Raw genomic sequence first — 17100 nt, 5'->3', positions numbered from 1 at the left:
AAATAAATAAATCCCTTTAAAAGGGATTTATTAACGTATGTCTATTTACTTAAGTAATTCCTCTAGCTTTGTTTCTATTTCCTCTAAAACACCAATCGAAGTTTCATCGCTAAGCGCAGCTCGCAACCCTTCATAATAATCAAAGCACTCTCTACTGATTTTCTCTTTTAATTGATTCATTTCCGTAGTCATCACTTCTTGATAATGCTCTTTTAATCGTTGACATCCTTCCTCAACATACCTGACTGCTAGAGGGGATAAGACCGCTTCAAGCTCCTCCATCATTAGCCTTTTCTCATTACGTTCAAAGAACGATTTTGGATTTTTAAAATAACTCAGTGCCTTCTTAAACAATTGAGGCTCCAAATTCTCGAAGGCATTCTTAAACTCAATGCTCTTCCAGGCACCTAGCTCATACGAGGTAAAGGATAAATCTTTATTAATATCTGCCATTGAATCTTCTAGAAGTTGTTCAAATTCCTTCATTAACCTTCCAATGAATGACTCAATTCTTAGTGAAGTAGCCCGTAATTCTTGAGCAAAGTCATAGCCAATACTAGTTAAAAATTCCTCAAGACCTCTTTGTAATGCATGTTTCATACTTCTACCATCATCCTTTAGTAAGGATGGATTAAACGCTTCTTTAAAGAAATCATGAAAACGATAAAATACTCTTTGTTTAATATAGAATGCTAGCTCATCTGTTTCTAAATTCAACCTTTTTTGAAGACTCTTTTCTATATCGTTGTCATGTAGTATATTTACAATTTCCTGTTCTTCATCCTGAAGCGTTGCTAAATAGGATTCCTTTGCTTCTCGATTTACTTTCGCATTATGGATAAAGGCTTTTAATAAAGAATTCACTCGATTCATTTCTGACAGAGCCGAGTTTAGGGCAATATCCGTTAAATCGTGCTCGATAAATGAATAGAATTTTTCCTCAAATTGTGCTAAACGAGAGTCTTCTTGTTTCGCTTCTAATTTTTCTTTTAAACCTAACATGCTCGATACAGGGTAGACATGTGGCATACGGATTCCATATTGAGTTAGTTGCTCTGTGACGTAACCTAGAACTTCCTGAACCTCATCTTCATCACGTGCCAAATCAATAGCGTTAACAAGAAAAAACATCTTATCCATTGAAAAGGTGTCTTTCACTCGACCTAACTGTATTAAAAACTCGCGGTCAGCTTTTGAAAAGGCATGGTTATAATAGGTCACAAAGAGAATGGCATCTGAATTTTTGATATAGTCAAAAGCAACACCTGTATGTCGAGCGTTAATGGAATCGGCACCTGGTGTATCAACCAGTGTGATTCCCTGACGAGTAAGTTCACAATCATAATACAATTCAATACTTTCAACAAAACACGATTTTTCTTCCTTTGCAACGTAATCAGCAAACTCTTCTAAATGTGTATGAAGGATTTCTCCAAAGTGATTTTTTGCAGTCTCGTATCCCTTTAAAAAAGCAGTTAGAAAAGAATAGTGAACCTTTCCTTGAACATCTAAAAAGGTGCCATTAGGATCGATGGTCTGTATCACTTGAACTGCTTGTTCTAACGAATGAGCCGAAAGCTCAAACAAGTGTAATGACCTTTTTACTTCCTCAAATAAATTCTCTGTACTTTTAAATTTCACTTTTACTAGACCATGCTTATTCTCTTCTGAAACAGGCATGATTTTATTGATGGCAGCTGTGGTTGGATTAGGGGAAACTGGTAGTAGCTTCTGCCCAATTAATGCATTCGCAAATGAAGATTTGCCAGCACTGAAAGCACCGAACAGAGCAATCGTAAAACCTTTATTAGCCAACCTTTCTGATGTAAGTGTAAGTTCCTCTGAATTCGTTTTAAATCCCGGTACATTGCTTAATACATTCGACGCTACCTTAAGTTTTTCAACTACGTCCTTTACTTGAAGTCCAGTTGATGTTGTCTGATCGTCTACCGAAGTTGATTCTATGGAATTCTTCACATTTCTATCTACATCCACAGGCGTATCTTTTTCCATAGAAGACATGACCTCAAATTCTTCATTAACAGTAAGTAGTTCTTCAATCTCATGACCCTTTATTTCATTGTTTTCGGTTAATATTTGTTCCATTCTCTCTTTTGACTTTTGATGGTTATCCGTTATGTCTTTTAATTCTGACCATGAATGATCAATTTCTTTTATAGCTTTTAATTCTTCTTCCCATACTGAAGCCTTACTGCTCACCTTATCACTTTGAGTTTTCGATAATTCTTCGATAAAGGGCTCAAGTTCTCTCTTCGCGAGGCTTTTTACACTTTCCGCTACATCGCTTGTATAGTTAAGAACATATTCTCCAGATAGTCTTGCATCTTTCTTTTCAGCCTTCAATAAAAGCTCTGAGGTAAACGGCACGGAATACTCTTGAATTTTTGCTAGTAACTCTGGATTCTTGATGTCTTCCTGCTTTAAAAAGGCTGTAATCGCTTCTTTTAAGTGCCATTCAAGTTGTGATTTTACTTTCTCTTGCATGTCGGTAAAAAATGCTTGCAGCCTTGCTTGCCTTTCTTGTTCTGTTTTATTTTTAGAAAACAATAATCCAACTTTAAACTCTCTCTGTCTGGACTCTAGAAATTTTTCAGCTAGTTCTCTAGTTTGGAAGGGCATTAAATACGCATTTTTCAAAATATCATTGATAACTAACTCTAACTTTCTCTCTTGTTCCTTTAATGCCACAGTCTGAACATCTACCTGTTTTTGTAACTCTCCTATTTTACTGTGTAGGTTATCCAATTCATCTTCAGGAAGAGCACTTAATTTGTTTTCAAGGCTTTCCATTACATCTTTATCCTGATTGTATTCAAATAGAATCTGTTCTTGAATAAGCTTTTTGAGAGAGTTCGACAATGAGCGTTCTAACAACTGATCCTTCGCTTGGATTTTTTCAGCAATAAAAGATTGTAGTTCTTCTAGCTGATTGTGAGGATGGTTTGGCTGTTTAAGCGTCGTATAAAATATACGACCTGGTTTCACTCCCCACGTGGCAAAGGATTCTCTCACACTTTGTTGAAACTGAACAAAGCTCAACTCTTCCTCTCGATGCTTATCGATTTGGTTAACAACTAAGTATATTTCCTTGCCTTCTTCAGTTAATTCCTTTGTAAACATGAAGTTTATCTCAGACTGAACATGATTATAATCCATGCAATAGAACACAAGATCTGCTAAGTGTAGAGCAGACTCTGTAGCGATTCGATGGGCGTCATCCGTTGAATCAATTCCTGGTGTGTCTAATATTGCTGTTCCAGCTGAGAGCTTTGTGTTGCTCTTGCTTATCTCAATCGACTTTATCTCGTCACCATTTTTGCAGTATGTTTTGACCATGCCATAGTCGTAAGGAGCCTTGTAATATAGAGGTCTTCCTTCGTTAAAGTAGACTTTTGCATAGTCCTCCCCTGCCTTTACCTTTACTAAATTCGCACTTGTAGGAATGGGACTGGAAGGAAGAATACTTTCACCAATTAAGGTATTAATCATGGTAGATTTTCCCGCTGAAAAATGACCGCAAAATGCAATTGCATATTCTCTATCTTGAAGTTTAATTGCTAATTGCTTTGCTTTTTGAGCAGTTTCTTCATTTCCCCTTGAAAGAAAATAGGTATGTAGTCTGGCAATCCTCGATAACGTAATCTGTGTATCATGTTGAAAAATAGTATTTGACATGTTTCTACCCCTTGTTTGGACTTTTACCTCTATATTTTAACTGATTTTTCACACATTTCCCAAATAAAAAAAATCAGGTTTTTCAATAACCTGATTTTACATTATTTATTTAACTGATATGATTGTGGTTTGCTTACATTCTTTAACACATGCTTCATTAACAATCCATAAATGACAACTGTTCCGCCAATAAAAAGGGTTACCATTTGTAAACACCGTCCTCTTTAATGAGAGTGATAATTATTTTCATATGAACACTATATCACGAATGATAATCACTATCAATAAGAATTCTGAGCATTCACATTTTTTTCATAATCGGTAACGAATATTTCTGCTCGTTTTATGGAAAGCGTCACTGTATTTTGTATGTTTACAAAGAGCTCTTTCTTCTGCAGGAATTCGGATCATTAGAATTAAGGCATTAAGAAGTGAAAAAGCAATAAGTGTTCCATAAGCTTGAAAAAGAAGTGGAATAACAAGAAATTCTAACGTCACGATTAAATAATTCGGGTGCTTTAGATACTTATAAGGTCCTTTTCTAATAACTGTAGCCTGTGGTACAACGATAATTTTCGTATTCCAATACTTCCCCAAAGACGAAAGTGCCCATACTCTCCCTATCTGCGTTACCAAAAACAAGCTTATAAACACCGGCCAATATGGCGAGACCTCTTTCTTTTGTACCAACACCTCTAGGCAAAGCGATATGAAAAATAATGTATGTATAGCAACGATAAAAACGTAATGTGTTTTGCCAAATTCAAGCCCACCCTGCTTTTTCATCCATCTTTCATTCCTTTTAGCGATTGCTAATTCGCAAACTCTTTGAAAAATCACAAATGATAAAAATAGAGAAAACATTAGGTTGCCCTCCATTGTAAGAGAAGTAATTCAGAGCTAAAACCAGGCCCTAATGCCGTTGCAAGACCCATATCATGCTCTTTGGCCATTTTCATAGTCCGATTCAAAACATATAATATGGTCGCTGATGACATATTCCCGTAATTCTTTAACACATCTGTAGAAATCTCGAGCATCTCCGATGGAAACTGTAATGATTTCATATAGGCCTCTAACACTTTCTTTCCTCCTGGATGTGCAACAAAGTGCTGAAGATTTTCAATCTGACAGTCATTTTCATAAAGAAAATTATATACATTAGGCTTTAACCATTTTTCTATAATGGACGGGATATCTTTTGAAAAAACAACGTAAAGTCCTTTTTCTTTTACTTCCCAACCCATTACATCAAGTGAATCCTTCATAGTAGTTGTCTGTGTTGCTAATATAGTTGGATAAGAGGATAACTGTCTATAGTTTTTCTTTTGTACTCGATCCCCGACTACAAGAGCACATGCTACACCATCAGCAAACAATGAAGAACCGATTAAGTTACTTTTAGATAAATCATTTTTCTGGAAGGTTAAGCTGCATAATTCAATGGTTAGCACGAGTACTTTAGCGTGTGGAAAGGCGAGACAGTATTCATATGCCCTTGAGAGCCCAGAAGCTCCACCCGCACACCCAAGACCCCATATTGGTATGCGCTTCGTATGTATCGAAAAAGGAAGGATATTCATTATCCTCGCTTCAATACTAGGAGTGGCCAATCCTGTACTTGATATGGTAAAAATAGCGTCTATATCTTCGTAATCTACTGGTTTCTTTAAGTAATCTTTATTGTGTAGACAATTTTCTATCGCTTTAGCCCCAAGCTGGATGGCTGTTTCGATATAAGCATCATTTTTTTCTTTAAATGATCTTTCTTCTTCAAACCATTCTATGCTTCTAGCAAAATGCCGTTTTTTTATTTGTCCGTGTTGAAATGCCTTTAGCAACCTTTCAATGTCGTGAAATGCATTAGAAAATAGTTGACGAGAAAAATTCATCACTTCTGATTGTGGAATTTCGTATTGCGGAGGCGCTTCACCTATTGATAGAATTGCTGGCATTTCTATGCTCCTTCCATGTTAACCATATAAAGGATACTATTTCCAATAATAGAAGAACTATTCATGAAAAAAACTCCCTACTGTATAAGTAGAGAGTTGTCCATGTCTTGAAGGAGTTGCTGTGCTCCTCCATTATATGTTGGTTTTCGTTTCAAATCACTAGAAAATTTTTACCATAGAAGTAAATCAAAAGAACTACTTCACTCCCATTATTTTTTTACTATAGAATTTAAGAAAACCATGTTATTTCAGGCAAGAACTATGATAATATTATGATATTCGACTAGTTGGAGGAATATCAATGACTTTATCAAAGCAAGTGACAGATATATTAAACGGGACTATCGATTCAGTTAAATCAGTTCTTCCATTTGACCTAGCCGTTGACAAACCATCTCTTTTTACACAGCCTTTCACACAGCATTCCATCGGTGTATTGATTGGAATGACCGGAGATGTAAGGGGTCGAATAATTATTGATGGAAATGAACAGGTGTTTGGTAAGATCGGGGAAGGAATGTTCGGAATGGCTTTAGAGGGAGAAATGCTTGAATCCTTTGCAGGCGAGTTGGGAAATATGATTGCGGGGAATTTATCGACAACCATCTCTCAAAAAGGCCATGAAACGGATATTACCCCACCTACCGTTTTGGTGGGGGAAACAAAGGTTTACGGATTTGATAAAGCCTTCCGTTTACCAATTACTATTCAAGATTTTGGAACTATAGAGCTTATTATTATGGTAGAAAATAAGTAGAGAGGATCTCCTCTCTACATTTTTTAAAAACCATGAATCGTCATCCCGCCATCAACAAATATTGTTTGGCCACTGATATAATTTCCAGCTTCAGAAGCTAGCATGACAACCGGTCCTACTAATTCTGGTAATTCTCCAACACGTTTTAAAGGTGTGACTGATAAGATATCTTCTACATACTCTTTGTTAGAAAGCAATTTTTCCGTTAAGGGAGTTCGAAAATACCAAGGACCAATACTATTAACATTAATATTATGTGGACCCCATTCTAATGCTAGCACCTTAGTCATTTGAATCATTGCTGCCTTTGTGGCTGCATAAACGACACCAGTTCTTAAAGCTACATGCCCCGCAACAGATGATATAGAAATAATTCTTCCTGCTGTTCCATACTTTTGCATCACCTTACCAACTTGTTGAGACATCATAAAGGCTGACTTTACATTCGTATCCATAATGGTCTGCCACTCTTCTTCCGTAACCTCTAAAGCTTTCGAACGAATATTCATCCCTGCGTTATTGATAAGAATATGTATTTCTCCCCATTCATTCTCAACTATAGAAACAGCCCTTAGAACCTCCTCTTTTGAAGTCACATCTGTAGGTATAACGAGCACCCTACTGCCTAGAGACCGTATAATTTCAGCAGTCTCATTCAGATCTCCCTCCGTACGGGAAAGTAAAGCTACATCAGCGCCTGCTTCCGCAAGTCCGATTGCTAGCGCTTTTCCAATTCCCCTTCCGGCACCGGTGACTATTGCATGTTTATTATCTAATCGAAATGATGGTAAGTACATAGTAAACACCCTTTTCATTCATATATGAATCAACATATCAAAGCGCAGTCAAAAAGAAAAGGAAAAAGGCTTCTTTTTCCTGTCTGTAAACTTATTTCTTATCTTGTTGTCTTTGTACCTCTATATAAATCTCTTGACATACCATTTCACCGCACGCTTGACACACTACCTTTCCATCATAAATGGTCCGACAGTGTTCACAATAGTATTTCACCATATATTATCCCTCACTATTTCTTACTGACCAATATTACTATCAGTATATTTTCCTTCTACCCAAGAGGTTCCTCTAACCCGTCTAAATCGCTATAAATAATAATAAATATGTAAATTTATAGATGAACATGAATACCAATTATTAACATCACCTTATCCAACTCACCTTAATAATATGTATAGAGGAAATTAGATTAGAAATAATAGGAACAAACATAGCTTTTTAGGGTGGTGAATAACCTTGGGTATTATTCAAGCCTTCTTCAATTGGAGAGAAGGAAAATATCAAGAGCATATAGAAGCGATGTATGAGGAAGATAAATGCCCTCAGTGTCATGGGAAAGGGTACCATGTATATCCGCCAGCCGGTGAGTTTATCCCATTTAACCATATTTATGATTGTGCAGGATGTGAAGGGTCAGGGTTATATTCAAAGTGGAATGACACAACCGTGTAAACACACTCTAGGATTTCTAGGGTGTGTTTTATTGTGTAATAAATATCACTCTCCTACAAATGCTTTTAAGTCGACCTTCGTAAACGCTCCCACCTATTTTTAAAATTCTTCTTCTTCACAAATATTTCACATTTCAAGAGTAAGTAATGTGATTTAAATCACTGTCACAATAACTTTTCACTACTATCATAGTAAATACGTAATAATTGAACAATTTGTGAAATCAATGAAAGCTAATGGAATTGAAACAATTGTCTTGTATTATGAAATTGTAATTATTTATTTATCGTGAAACCTAGGGAGGGAGTGAGGGTTATGGCGAAAACTGAACTCAACCGAAAAACAAAAACGGAAATTGAGGATAGCTCTTCATTAAAAGGGACGTTAGCTTCCGTTTTCCTATTAGGATTTTTTCTAATAGTGACATGGGTCAGCGTTTACTTCTTATTTTTGAATCGTTTTTAAGAGAGAAAGGGGATATGTAAGCCATGCATATGCATAAGTTTGAAAAAATTTGGCTAATATTCGGGATTGGTGCACTGCTTGTTTTCCTAACCGTTTTAGGAGTTAGTGCATTTTATCTTGGAAATCAACCACCAAGTTGCTTAGCCACCATTAATCCTGAGAAGGTTGATACGACTGCTCCCTTCAACGAGCCAGGACTAAAAAAAGTAGAAGGTAAAGATTGGGATTATGAATTAGTTTATGTTGCTCAAGCATTTGCCTACACTCCAGGCGATATAGAAGTTCCACTTGGAGCAAAAGTCAAAGTGATTGCAACTACAAAAGATGTGATCCATGGATTTGAAGTAGCTGGTACGAATATTAATATGATGCTAGAACCTGGATATATAAGTGAGTTTGTAACGACCTTTGATAAGGCCGGAGAATACTTAATTTTATGTAATGAATATTGTGGTTCTGGACACCACATGATGGCGTCTAAAATCAAGGTGGTGAAATAATGAATACATTAAACGCTAAAATTGATCGCCGCGATGGAAAACTAGTGATGGCCCACTTTTATGTAGCATTTATTGCATTAGCTGTCGGTGGACTTGCGGGCTTATTACAAACTTTAGTTCGTTCAGGGAAATTTCAGCTCCCTGCAGGAATTGGCTATTATCAAATACTAACTGTTCATGGTGTTGTATTAGGACTTGTTTTAACAACATTTTTCATTATGGGCTTTCAAATTGCTGCAACAAGTCGTACATCTGGTACTCTATCCAACTTACAGAGAAAATTAGGTTGGATTGGCTTTTGGGTAATGACAGCTGGAACACTCATGGCAGCTACAATGATTCTATTAAATAAAGCCTCTGTCCTTTATACCTTTTATGCACCATTGCAGGCCCATTTCATTTACTACCTAGGCCTAACACTTGTTGTTGTAGGGAGCTGGCTAGATGGAGCTGCCGTATTAGGTAAATATATAAACTGGAGAAAACAAAACCCAGGTCAGCCAAGTCCCTTAATTACTTTTATGGCTGTTGTGAATACAATGTTATGGATTGTTGCAACTATAGGTGTTGCTGCAACCGTTTTATTCCAACTATTACCTTGGTCACTTGGACTTGTTGATCGAGTGGACGTACTCATTAGCCGTACATTGTTCTGGTATTTTGGACATCCTCTTGTATATTTCTGGTTATTACCTGCCTATATGGCATGGTATGTAGTCATTCCAAAAGTCATCGGTGCAAAAATCTTCTCTGATTCGCTTGCACGTTTGTCCTTTATCTTATTTTTACTCTTCTCTATTCCTGTTGGTTTTCACCATCAGTTAATGGAGCCAGGTATTGATCCTGCTTGGAAATTCTTACAGGTTGTCTTAACCTTTTTGGTTGTCATTCCATCATTAATGACCGCCTTCTCCCTTTTTGCTACTTTCGAAAGCTTTGGTCGCTCTAAAGGGGCAACTGGACTTTTCGGCTGGTTCAAGAAGCTTCCTTGGGGAGATGCAAGATTTACTGTTCCTTTTATCGGTATGCTTTCATTTATTCCTGCTGGTGCAGGTGGACTGGTGAATGCTTCTCATCAGTTGAACCAAGTTGTTCATAATACAATTTGGGTTACTGGTCACTTCCATTTAACCCTTGCAACCGCAGTAGTATTGACATTCTTTGGTATTTCTTATTGGCTTGTACCTCATCTAACAGGCCGGGTATTAACAAAAGCAATGAATAAACTTGCCATTTACCAAGGTGTACTTTGGGCAATCGGGATGACATTTATGTCAGGTGCGATGCATGCAGCTGGTTTACTAGGTGCCCCACGTCGATCTTCCTTCTCAGAATACGGCGGAGCAGCACAAGCTACTGAATGGATTCCATATCAAATTGCGCAAGCAGTTGGCGGTACTATCCTTTTCATTGCTATCATTCTCATGCTTTACATTTTTGTTAACTTAGCCTTTTTTGCTCCAAAAGGAGAAGAAGAATTTCCGATTGGTGAAATTAGTGATCATGCGGAAAAAACGCCAATGGTATTTGAGAATTGGAAGCTCTGGTTAGGTATTACTGTGTTACTAATCTTGTTCGCATATACGATTCCATTTATTGATATGATTCAAAATGCTCCAATTGGATCAAAAGGTTATAAGTTATGGTAAGAAACAAACAGCGCCTATGAATGGGCGCTGTTTGTTGTTTCTACACGTAACTTATTATTGTTTTCATAGCTCACTAATATGACAGAGGCAAGTATAATCATCCCCCCTGTAAGTTGTATCATACTTAGTGACTCATCGTAATAGTACAAGCCTAATAGTGTCGCAACAACCGGTTCAATTGTAGCAATAATAGCCGCCTTGCTACTCTCCGTTTTCTTTAATCCCCATGTATATAAAAAATAAGCCGTAACGGTCGTGACCAATGCAAGACCTACACTATACCAAACTACTGATGGCGAAAAAAGAATACTTGACTTTGTCCAAAGAGCAGTAGTTGGAACAAGAGATAAAGAAGCAATCAGAAATGTATAAAACGTTACCGTAAACGGAGCATACCTTTGGAGTGCTAACTTTCCGAATATACTGTATAGGGCATAACCTAACCCTGATCCTAAACCTATGATCAACCCTATTGTAGATATTTTTGTTGTTTCTTCCATTTGAAGACCTGCAATGAGAACACAGCCGATTATCGTACCAATTACCGCTACGAGTTTTTTCCTGTTAAGCTTCTCCTTTAAAAATACAAAGGAAAGAATGCAAACAAAAGCAGGTGACGTATAAAGGAGTATGACAGCTAAAGAAACATTCATTTCATTGATTGACGTAAAATAACACCAATTAAAAAATACAATGCTTACTATTCCCGTTCCAATAAATAGATAAGTATCTTTCACTCTAATTTTTAATTGTTCTGGGTTCTTGACTAGCCCAATAATTAAAAGGAAAAGGAACGCAAATCCAACTCGGATTGTAACGATTTCCATTGCTGTAAAGCCCACTGCTTTTAGCTCTCTTACAAAAAGGGCAAGTAGTCCCCATAAAAATGCAGCTAGCCCGATAGAAATACTTGAAGCAAGATGCATGATTTCCTCCTAAAAAGGACGACAAATTGTGATCCTACGATTTTATTTTAACTGATAGATATTTTCATACTTTTCATAAAGATAGGTAACTAGATGGGAAGCATTTAAGCCTTCTCCTGTAATATCCTTAATCATTTCAAGAGGTAGCTTCATTTTTCCATACTGATGAATTTTATCGGTTAACCACTCTTTTATCGGCAGAAGATTTCCTTCCTCAAGCAGCTGGTCAAAATTCGGGATATCCTTAAGCATGGCATGCTTCAGTTGAGCTGCATAGATATAGCCAAGTGCATAGGATGGGAAATACCCGAAGCTACCATCGGACCAATGAACATCCTGCAGGACTCCACTTGCATCGTTATCAGGGATAATCCCTAGATATTGTTCATATTTTTCATTCCAAACTTTAGGCAAATCCTTTACTTCAATTTCATCATTAAAAATACCCTTTTCAATTTCGTACCTTATCATAATATGTAGTGCATAGGTAAGTTCATCCGCTTCAATCCGAATAAGTGATGGTTTAGACTCGTTGATTGCTCGGTAAAACTCATCTATTGTCACATCTTGAAATTGAGTAGGAGCGTATTTTTTTAGCAGGTTAAAATTACCTTTCCAAAAAGATAAATTTCTGCCGACAAAATTTTCATAAAATAAAGATTGTGATTCATGAATCCCCATTGAAGTTCCGGTACATAAAGGAGTTCCAATCAATGCTGAAGATATATTCTGTTCATATAATGCATGACCCGATTCATGAATCGTACCAAATATAGCCGTACGGAAATCATTTTCATCATACTTTGTTGTCACACGAACATCCCCGGGGTTTAAACCAGTCGCAAACGGATGTACTGTTTCATCCAATCTCCCAGATTCAAAATCATAGCCAACCTTCTTTAATATTTCCAAGCTAAATTCTCGCTGTTTTTCCTTAGGAAAATGTTCAAACAGGAATTCGGTATTCGGCTTATTTTCTGATTCCTTTATTTGTTGAACAAGAGGGACGATTTTTTCTCGAAGCTCTCCAAACACTCGATCAAGGATGTCTACTGTAATACCAGGCTCATACATATCTAGAAGGGTATTATATTTATTCTCCTTATAGCCCCAATACGTTATAAACTTTTTTGTCATTTCAACAATTTTCTCTAGATATGGTTGAAACAGGGAAAAGTTTAATACATCCTTTGCTTCTTCCCATACCGCCTCTGATTTAGACTGTAGGATAACAAATTCTTTATATTCCTCAGCTGGGATTTTTTTGTTTCGATCATATTCCTTTTTACATTCAGCAACTGTCTTTTTTGTCATCTCGCTCAGTTCATTATGATGGTTGACATTGGTTAGATTAGCTATGTATGCAGCCATTTCCTCAGAAGTTGACATCTTAAACACTTCACTAGAAAGCAGTCCAATTACTTCTGAACGCTGGTCCACTCCTTTTTTCGGCGCTCCTGTTCGAAGATCCCAATAAATGAGCCCAAGCGCTTCTTTATAAGCTCCCATCTTTTTTACATAATCTAAAAACTCTTGTTCTATATACTTTATAGCAGCAACCAAATTGCTCCCTCCTTTGAACTCTCTTGCAAGAAATTTTATCACAATTTTCAGGAAAAATCTTGAATTAAAAAGAAAAGAGCAGATCATTATCTGCTCCTAGACTTATTTTGATACCGCTATAGGTAGGACGGAATGTGCGAGATCTATTATTTTCTTTGACTCGTTTTGGTCCATTAAAATATGCACTTTTCCTTTGTCTTCATGCGTTCGAATTAACCTTCCGATTCCTTGGCGAAGTCGAAGAAGCATATACGGAATATCAACTTCCTCGAAGGCGTTTTCCGTACTCTCCCTTTTTGCAGTAAACACGGGATCATGAGGTGGAAATGGAAGAGAAAAGATAAATACATTCTCTAATGAAGAACCCGGGATATCAAGTCCTTCCCATAAATGGGTAGAGCAAAGTACAGCACTCTCTTCTAATTGAAACTTAGATACTAACGTGCTAATTTCCGCATCCCCCTCGAAATAGATTGGGAAAGGAAGTTCTTCACTAAGCTGACGCTTAAAATGCTGTTGTTCCTCTTCATTGGAGAACAGAACAAGACCTCTTCCGCCCGCTTCCTTCAATTGTGAAATCGTGTACAAGCATTTTTCATCAATAGAAGTCATGAAAGGCATTTGTATTTCCATCGCTTCTTCATAATTAAACGGTGAATCTACACGGAAAGAAAGGAATTCATCAATTCCTAAGCTTTTTGCTGTATAAGAGAATGAACCATTTTCCGATAAAGTAGCAGAAGAAAAAATGAATGGCTTTTTCTGTGAAAACACCTCTTCACGCATGATATCTTCTACCATTCTCGGCATAATTACGAGGGTTCGCTTTCCATCATATTCTTCAAACCAAATTATTCCTTTAAGTTCCTTTAAAAATAAACTTAAGGAATACGTAATCTGCTCGAGATATCCTTCTACTATCTTCAAGTCATATTCATTTATCACATATAATTCACTTTCGAAGACAAGTTCTTCTTCGAGGTCTGATAATAAAGAGGCAAGTTTTTTTCCCTTCGCTAACACGTCAGGTGTTTTTTTAATCATTTGCTTTTCTGAACCCACCGTCTTTTCCGATGCCTCATGTAAGACTTCAAAAAACCGTTCACTAGCAATAATCGATTCATCGATAAGGTTAAGGGTTTTATCTCTAACATCGTTAGCGGTTAAACGCTCTAGTAATGTTTCAAGAGTTTGTTCTGTTAACTTATACGTTAATGCCTTTTGACTAGCATATTCTAAAAGATGTCCCTCATCAAACACTACGCATGAGCTCTCAGGTAGAAGCGGAAGTTGACCTTCCCGTTTTCTAGTTTCCTTCGTCCAAATATGCTCCATATAAAAATCATGAGAACAAATAATCAAGTCCTGTGAGCCTCGGTAGTAATCACGGTGCAATGTTTGTCCACAGCGATGTCTCTGATCACAAGAGAAACAGTCCTGTAAACTATCCCATGCAATTTCGTTCCACTCTTCATTGGACAATTCCGGAAAATCCTTACGATCTCCGTAGCGTTCAAATGATTGCATAGATAAACCTGTATGGACAAAATCAGGTAATTGATGAAACACATCCATATGTACATCAGAAGCAGCAACAGATTGATCTAGTTTGTTTAAGCACAAATACTGATCTCTTGATTTAGCCAAACGAACGTCAATATTGAGCTTTAACGCTTTTTCAAGCTTGGCAATATCTCCTTCTTTTTTAACAAGTTGCTCAATGAGTGTTTCATCTGCACATGCAATAATTGCTGGACGATTTTTATACCGAGCATAACAGATTGCATACAACAGATAAACAATGGTCTTTCCTGTACCAACACCAGCTTCTGCAAACATGACTTTATTTTCCTGAAAGGCTTTTTCTAATTGAAAAGCCATGTAAATTTGTTCGTCACGTACCTCAAAGCCTTCTTCAGGCAATAAATCATAAAACACATCCCCGATCCAATCTCCTAATTTCTCAAAGAATGATTCAGATTTAGATAGGGTAAATGGTAGCTGCTTTTGCAAAATAACCCCTCCTGTACTTTATTTCCTAATCGAGCGATAAAAAACTGACTCGTTAGCGAGTCAGTTTTACATCATTTTATTTCTCTAGGTGGTCTCTTACCCCAGTATTGATAATAATTTGTTTGGATAAACCCATTAAATAGTTTTCGTTTTTTTGTTGCCGGTTTTCCGTAACATTCTTCAAAGCGCTCATTTGACGTGAGCATGTATACAGACCATGTTTCGTAAGGCGAAAGCGCTTGTCCCATTTCTGTGTACATTTTTTCTACCATTGGTTTATCCCCTAGTCTCTCTCCGTACGGTGGATTCCCAATAATAACACCAAATTCCTTTGTCGTCGTAAAATCCTTCACTTGCATTTGTTTGAATTGAATTAACTCTCCTAAGCCAGCTTCGAAGGCATTTGCCTTAGCAATATTTACCATCTTATGGTCTATATCTGAACCAATAATATCGATTTCTTGATCATAATTAGCAAGATCCTCAGCTTCATTTCTTGCCTCGTCCCATAGCTTATCAGAAATCCAGTTCCAGCCTTCTGAAACAAACTCTCGATTGAAGCCTGGTGCAATATTTTGGCCAATTAAAGCAGCTTCAATTGGAATCGTTCCTGACCCGCAAAAAGGGTCAACAAACGGGCGATCTGGCGACCAATTTGTTAACAATACTAGTGCCGCTGCTAACGTTTCTTTGATTGGTGCTTCTCCTTGCTCCGCACGGTATCCTCTTTTATGTAATCCTGCTCCACTTGTATCAATGGTTAGCATGGCTGTATCCTTTAAAATAGATACTTCAATTTTAAAAAGAGGACCATTTTCTTCAAACCAGCTAGTCCTGCGATAATAGGTACTTAAACGATTCACAATCGCTTTTTTCACAATTGCTTGGCAATCAGAAACACTGAATAAAGTTGATTTCACCGATTTCCCTGATACAGGAAACTCCGCATTTTCTGGTAGGAATTTTTCCCAAGGTAAAGCCTTTGTTTTTTCAAACAATTCATCAAAGGTTTTCGCTTTAAATTCTCCTACCACTATTTTTACTCGATCGGCTGTACGTAACCATAGATTGCTTTTACAAATCGCAAATTCGTCCCCTTTAAAGCGGACACGACCATTTTCAACGATACACTCATACCCTAAATCTCTTACTTCCTTCGCAACTACTGCTTCAAGTCCCATCGCTGCAGTAGCAATTAATTCAAATTTCGTCATCGTTTCACCCCAGACAGAATTTAACGAACCTAATCTAATATGTAATATAAGAAAAGCCCTCCAACAGAGGAGAGCTATCATTAGAAAACACTCATACAATTCCATTAATAACGTTCTGTAAGCCATGTTTTGTTCCTTTGTACTACCATCGACTAATCGTCTCGTACTCAGGTGGCAATCATCTATCTACAGATTCTACTGAACCTGTCCTTCCCCTCGTTCATTTCCTAAGAGAAGGTGCCCCTACCATAATTTGGGTTTCTCGCTCGTGGGGTTTACCTCGTTCCACCCCATTCATTTCTAAATGGGCTCCGTCACTGTGGCACTTTCAAGGTATTCATGCCATATCGAAATCGACTTAGGCATTTTCCCTGCCGTCAGCCAAGTATAAACCTAGCTGCCCTAGCTTATGAATTGGCTAGGCACGAACACTACGGACATCTCAGACCGTGCGAGCATGGACTTTCCTCTACAATTCACTTACGATCCTTGCAGCGATTACCCGAACGTTATTAACGAACAATACATATTATATGTAATTATGAATGGAATATCAATGCTTTCTTACATGGTAATTTCTGTTAATCGTATAATTTACTGCCGAATACATGCTTTTCTAAGTTTGAAAGTCTTTTTAGAATGTCAAAATTCGTTGTCCCAGCGGATGGTTGCTGAACAGAAGGTCTTCTTACAGCTTCTTCTAATTGCTTCTTTATTCGTGCGTTTTCTTGTTGAAGCTCTTCGATTTCTTGCTGTAGAATTTCATAGTCTTTAATTACAACATCAAGGAATTTGTCAACATCCTCTGGCTTATAGCCTCTCATAGCTGTTTTAAATTCTTTTTCTAAAATGTCTTTCGCAGTTAGCTTAACTTTATCTATTTGCATTTAAT

14 protein-coding genes and 1 other RNA gene are annotated in these 17100 nt (G+C 37.2%); 5 read left to right on the top strand and 10 right to left on the bottom strand.

Going from position 1 to position 17100, the window contains the following annotated elements:
- Positions 1 to 45: 45 nt before the first annotated feature.
- The 3 genes from BKO01S_RS01375 to BKO01S_RS01365 form a co-directional block, all read right to left on the bottom strand.
- Positions 46 to 3696, bottom strand: coding sequence for a dynamin family protein (locus BKO01S_RS01375; protein ID WP_066047701.1), 3651 nt, complete (start codon positions 3694 to 3696; stop codon positions 46 to 48).
- 312 nt (positions 3697 to 4008) lie between these two features.
- Positions 4009 to 4560: an isoprenylcysteine carboxyl methyltransferase family protein gene (locus tag BKO01S_RS01370; protein WP_157077256.1), complete on the bottom strand. Its 552-nt coding sequence runs from the start codon at positions 4558 to 4560 to the stop codon at positions 4009 to 4011.
- On the bottom strand, positions 4560 to 5651 hold the full coding sequence (locus BKO01S_RS01365; protein WP_066047698.1) for a type III polyketide synthase: 1092 nt from the start codon (positions 5649 to 5651) through the stop codon (positions 4560 to 4562). Before BKO01S_RS01365 ends, BKO01S_RS01370 begins: the two co-directional genes overlap by 1 nt.
- A gap of 301 nt (positions 5652 to 5952) precedes the next feature.
- On the opposite strand from BKO01S_RS01365, the gene BKO01S_RS01360 reads away from it, so the two are divergent.
- The gene (locus tag BKO01S_RS01360) at positions 5953 to 6408 is read left to right on the top strand and encodes a chemotaxis protein CheX (RefSeq protein WP_066047696.1); all 456 of its coding nucleotides are present in this window, start codon (positions 5953 to 5955) and stop codon (positions 6406 to 6408) included.
- A 23-nt stretch (positions 6409 to 6431) separates the two neighbouring features.
- Here BKO01S_RS01360 and BKO01S_RS01355 read toward each other — a convergent pair whose 3' ends face one another.
- Positions 6432 to 7205 carry an SDR family NAD(P)-dependent oxidoreductase gene (locus tag BKO01S_RS01355; RefSeq protein ID WP_066047694.1) on the bottom strand — a complete coding sequence of 258 codons (774 nt, stop codon included), beginning with the start codon at positions 7203 to 7205 and terminating at the stop codon, positions 6432 to 6434.
- 457 nt (positions 7206 to 7662) lie between these two features.
- Here BKO01S_RS01355 and BKO01S_RS01350 point away from each other — a divergent pair, with 457 nt between their 5' ends.
- From BKO01S_RS01350 to BKO01S_RS01335, 4 genes are all read left to right on the top strand, one after another.
- Positions 7663 to 7878, top strand: a complete 216-nt coding sequence (locus BKO01S_RS01350) for a methionine aminopeptidase (RefSeq protein ID WP_066047692.1) — start codon at positions 7663 to 7665, stop codon at positions 7876 to 7878.
- Between the two features lie 315 nt (positions 7879 to 8193).
- Positions 8194 to 8343, top strand: coding sequence for a subunit I/II of b(o/a)3-type cytochrome C oxidase (locus tag BKO01S_RS01345; RefSeq protein WP_066047690.1), 150 nt, complete (start codon positions 8194 to 8196; stop codon positions 8341 to 8343).
- Between the two features lie 23 nt (positions 8344 to 8366).
- The gene (locus BKO01S_RS01340) at positions 8367 to 8843 is read left to right on the top strand and encodes a cytochrome c oxidase subunit II (protein ID WP_066047687.1); all 477 of its coding nucleotides are present in this window, start codon (positions 8367 to 8369) and stop codon (positions 8841 to 8843) included.
- On the top strand, positions 8843 to 10492 hold the full coding sequence (locus BKO01S_RS01335; protein ID WP_066047685.1) for a b(o/a)3-type cytochrome-c oxidase subunit 1: 1650 nt from the start codon (positions 8843 to 8845) through the stop codon (positions 10490 to 10492). The genes BKO01S_RS01340 and BKO01S_RS01335 overlap by 1 nt, the downstream gene beginning before the upstream one ends.
- Positions 10493 to 10506: 14 nt before the next feature.
- Here BKO01S_RS01335 and BKO01S_RS01330 read toward each other — a convergent pair whose 3' ends face one another.
- The 6 genes from BKO01S_RS01330 to gpsB form a co-directional block, all read right to left on the bottom strand.
- Positions 10507 to 11418: a DMT family transporter gene (locus BKO01S_RS01330; RefSeq protein WP_066047683.1), complete on the bottom strand. Its 912-nt coding sequence runs from the start codon at positions 11416 to 11418 to the stop codon at positions 10507 to 10509.
- 42 nt (positions 11419 to 11460) lie between these two features.
- The gene (locus tag BKO01S_RS01325; protein ID WP_157077254.1) at positions 11461 to 12981 is read right to left on the bottom strand and encodes a carboxypeptidase M32; all 1521 of its coding nucleotides are present in this window, start codon (positions 12979 to 12981) and stop codon (positions 11461 to 11463) included.
- 102 nt (positions 12982 to 13083) lie between these two features.
- Complete coding sequence (locus tag BKO01S_RS01320; RefSeq protein WP_157077252.1) at positions 13084 to 14994, bottom strand: ATP-dependent DNA helicase; 1911 nt, start codon at positions 14992 to 14994, stop codon at positions 13084 to 13086.
- Between the two features lie 71 nt (positions 14995 to 15065).
- Entirely contained in the window at positions 15066 to 16208 is a 1143-nt protein-coding gene (locus BKO01S_RS01315) for a THUMP domain-containing class I SAM-dependent RNA methyltransferase (protein ID WP_066047679.1), read from the bottom strand.
- Between the two features lie 113 nt (positions 16209 to 16321).
- Positions 16322 to 16718, bottom strand: an RNA gene (gene rnpB, locus BKO01S_RS01310) — RNase P RNA component class B.
- A 71-nt stretch (positions 16719 to 16789) separates the two neighbouring features.
- Positions 16790 to 17095 carry a cell division regulator GpsB gene (gpsB, locus tag BKO01S_RS01305; protein WP_066047677.1) on the bottom strand — a complete coding sequence of 102 codons (306 nt, stop codon included), beginning with the start codon at positions 17093 to 17095 and terminating at the stop codon, positions 16790 to 16792.
- Positions 17096 to 17100 lie beyond the last annotated feature (5 nt).

It is taken from the genome of Robertmurraya korlensis NBRC 107688, assembly GCF_001591645.1.
Taxonomy (GTDB): domain Bacteria; phylum Bacillota; class Bacilli; order Bacillales; family Cytobacillaceae; genus Robertmurraya_A.
This window is presented reverse-complemented; position numbering and strand designations above follow the sequence as displayed.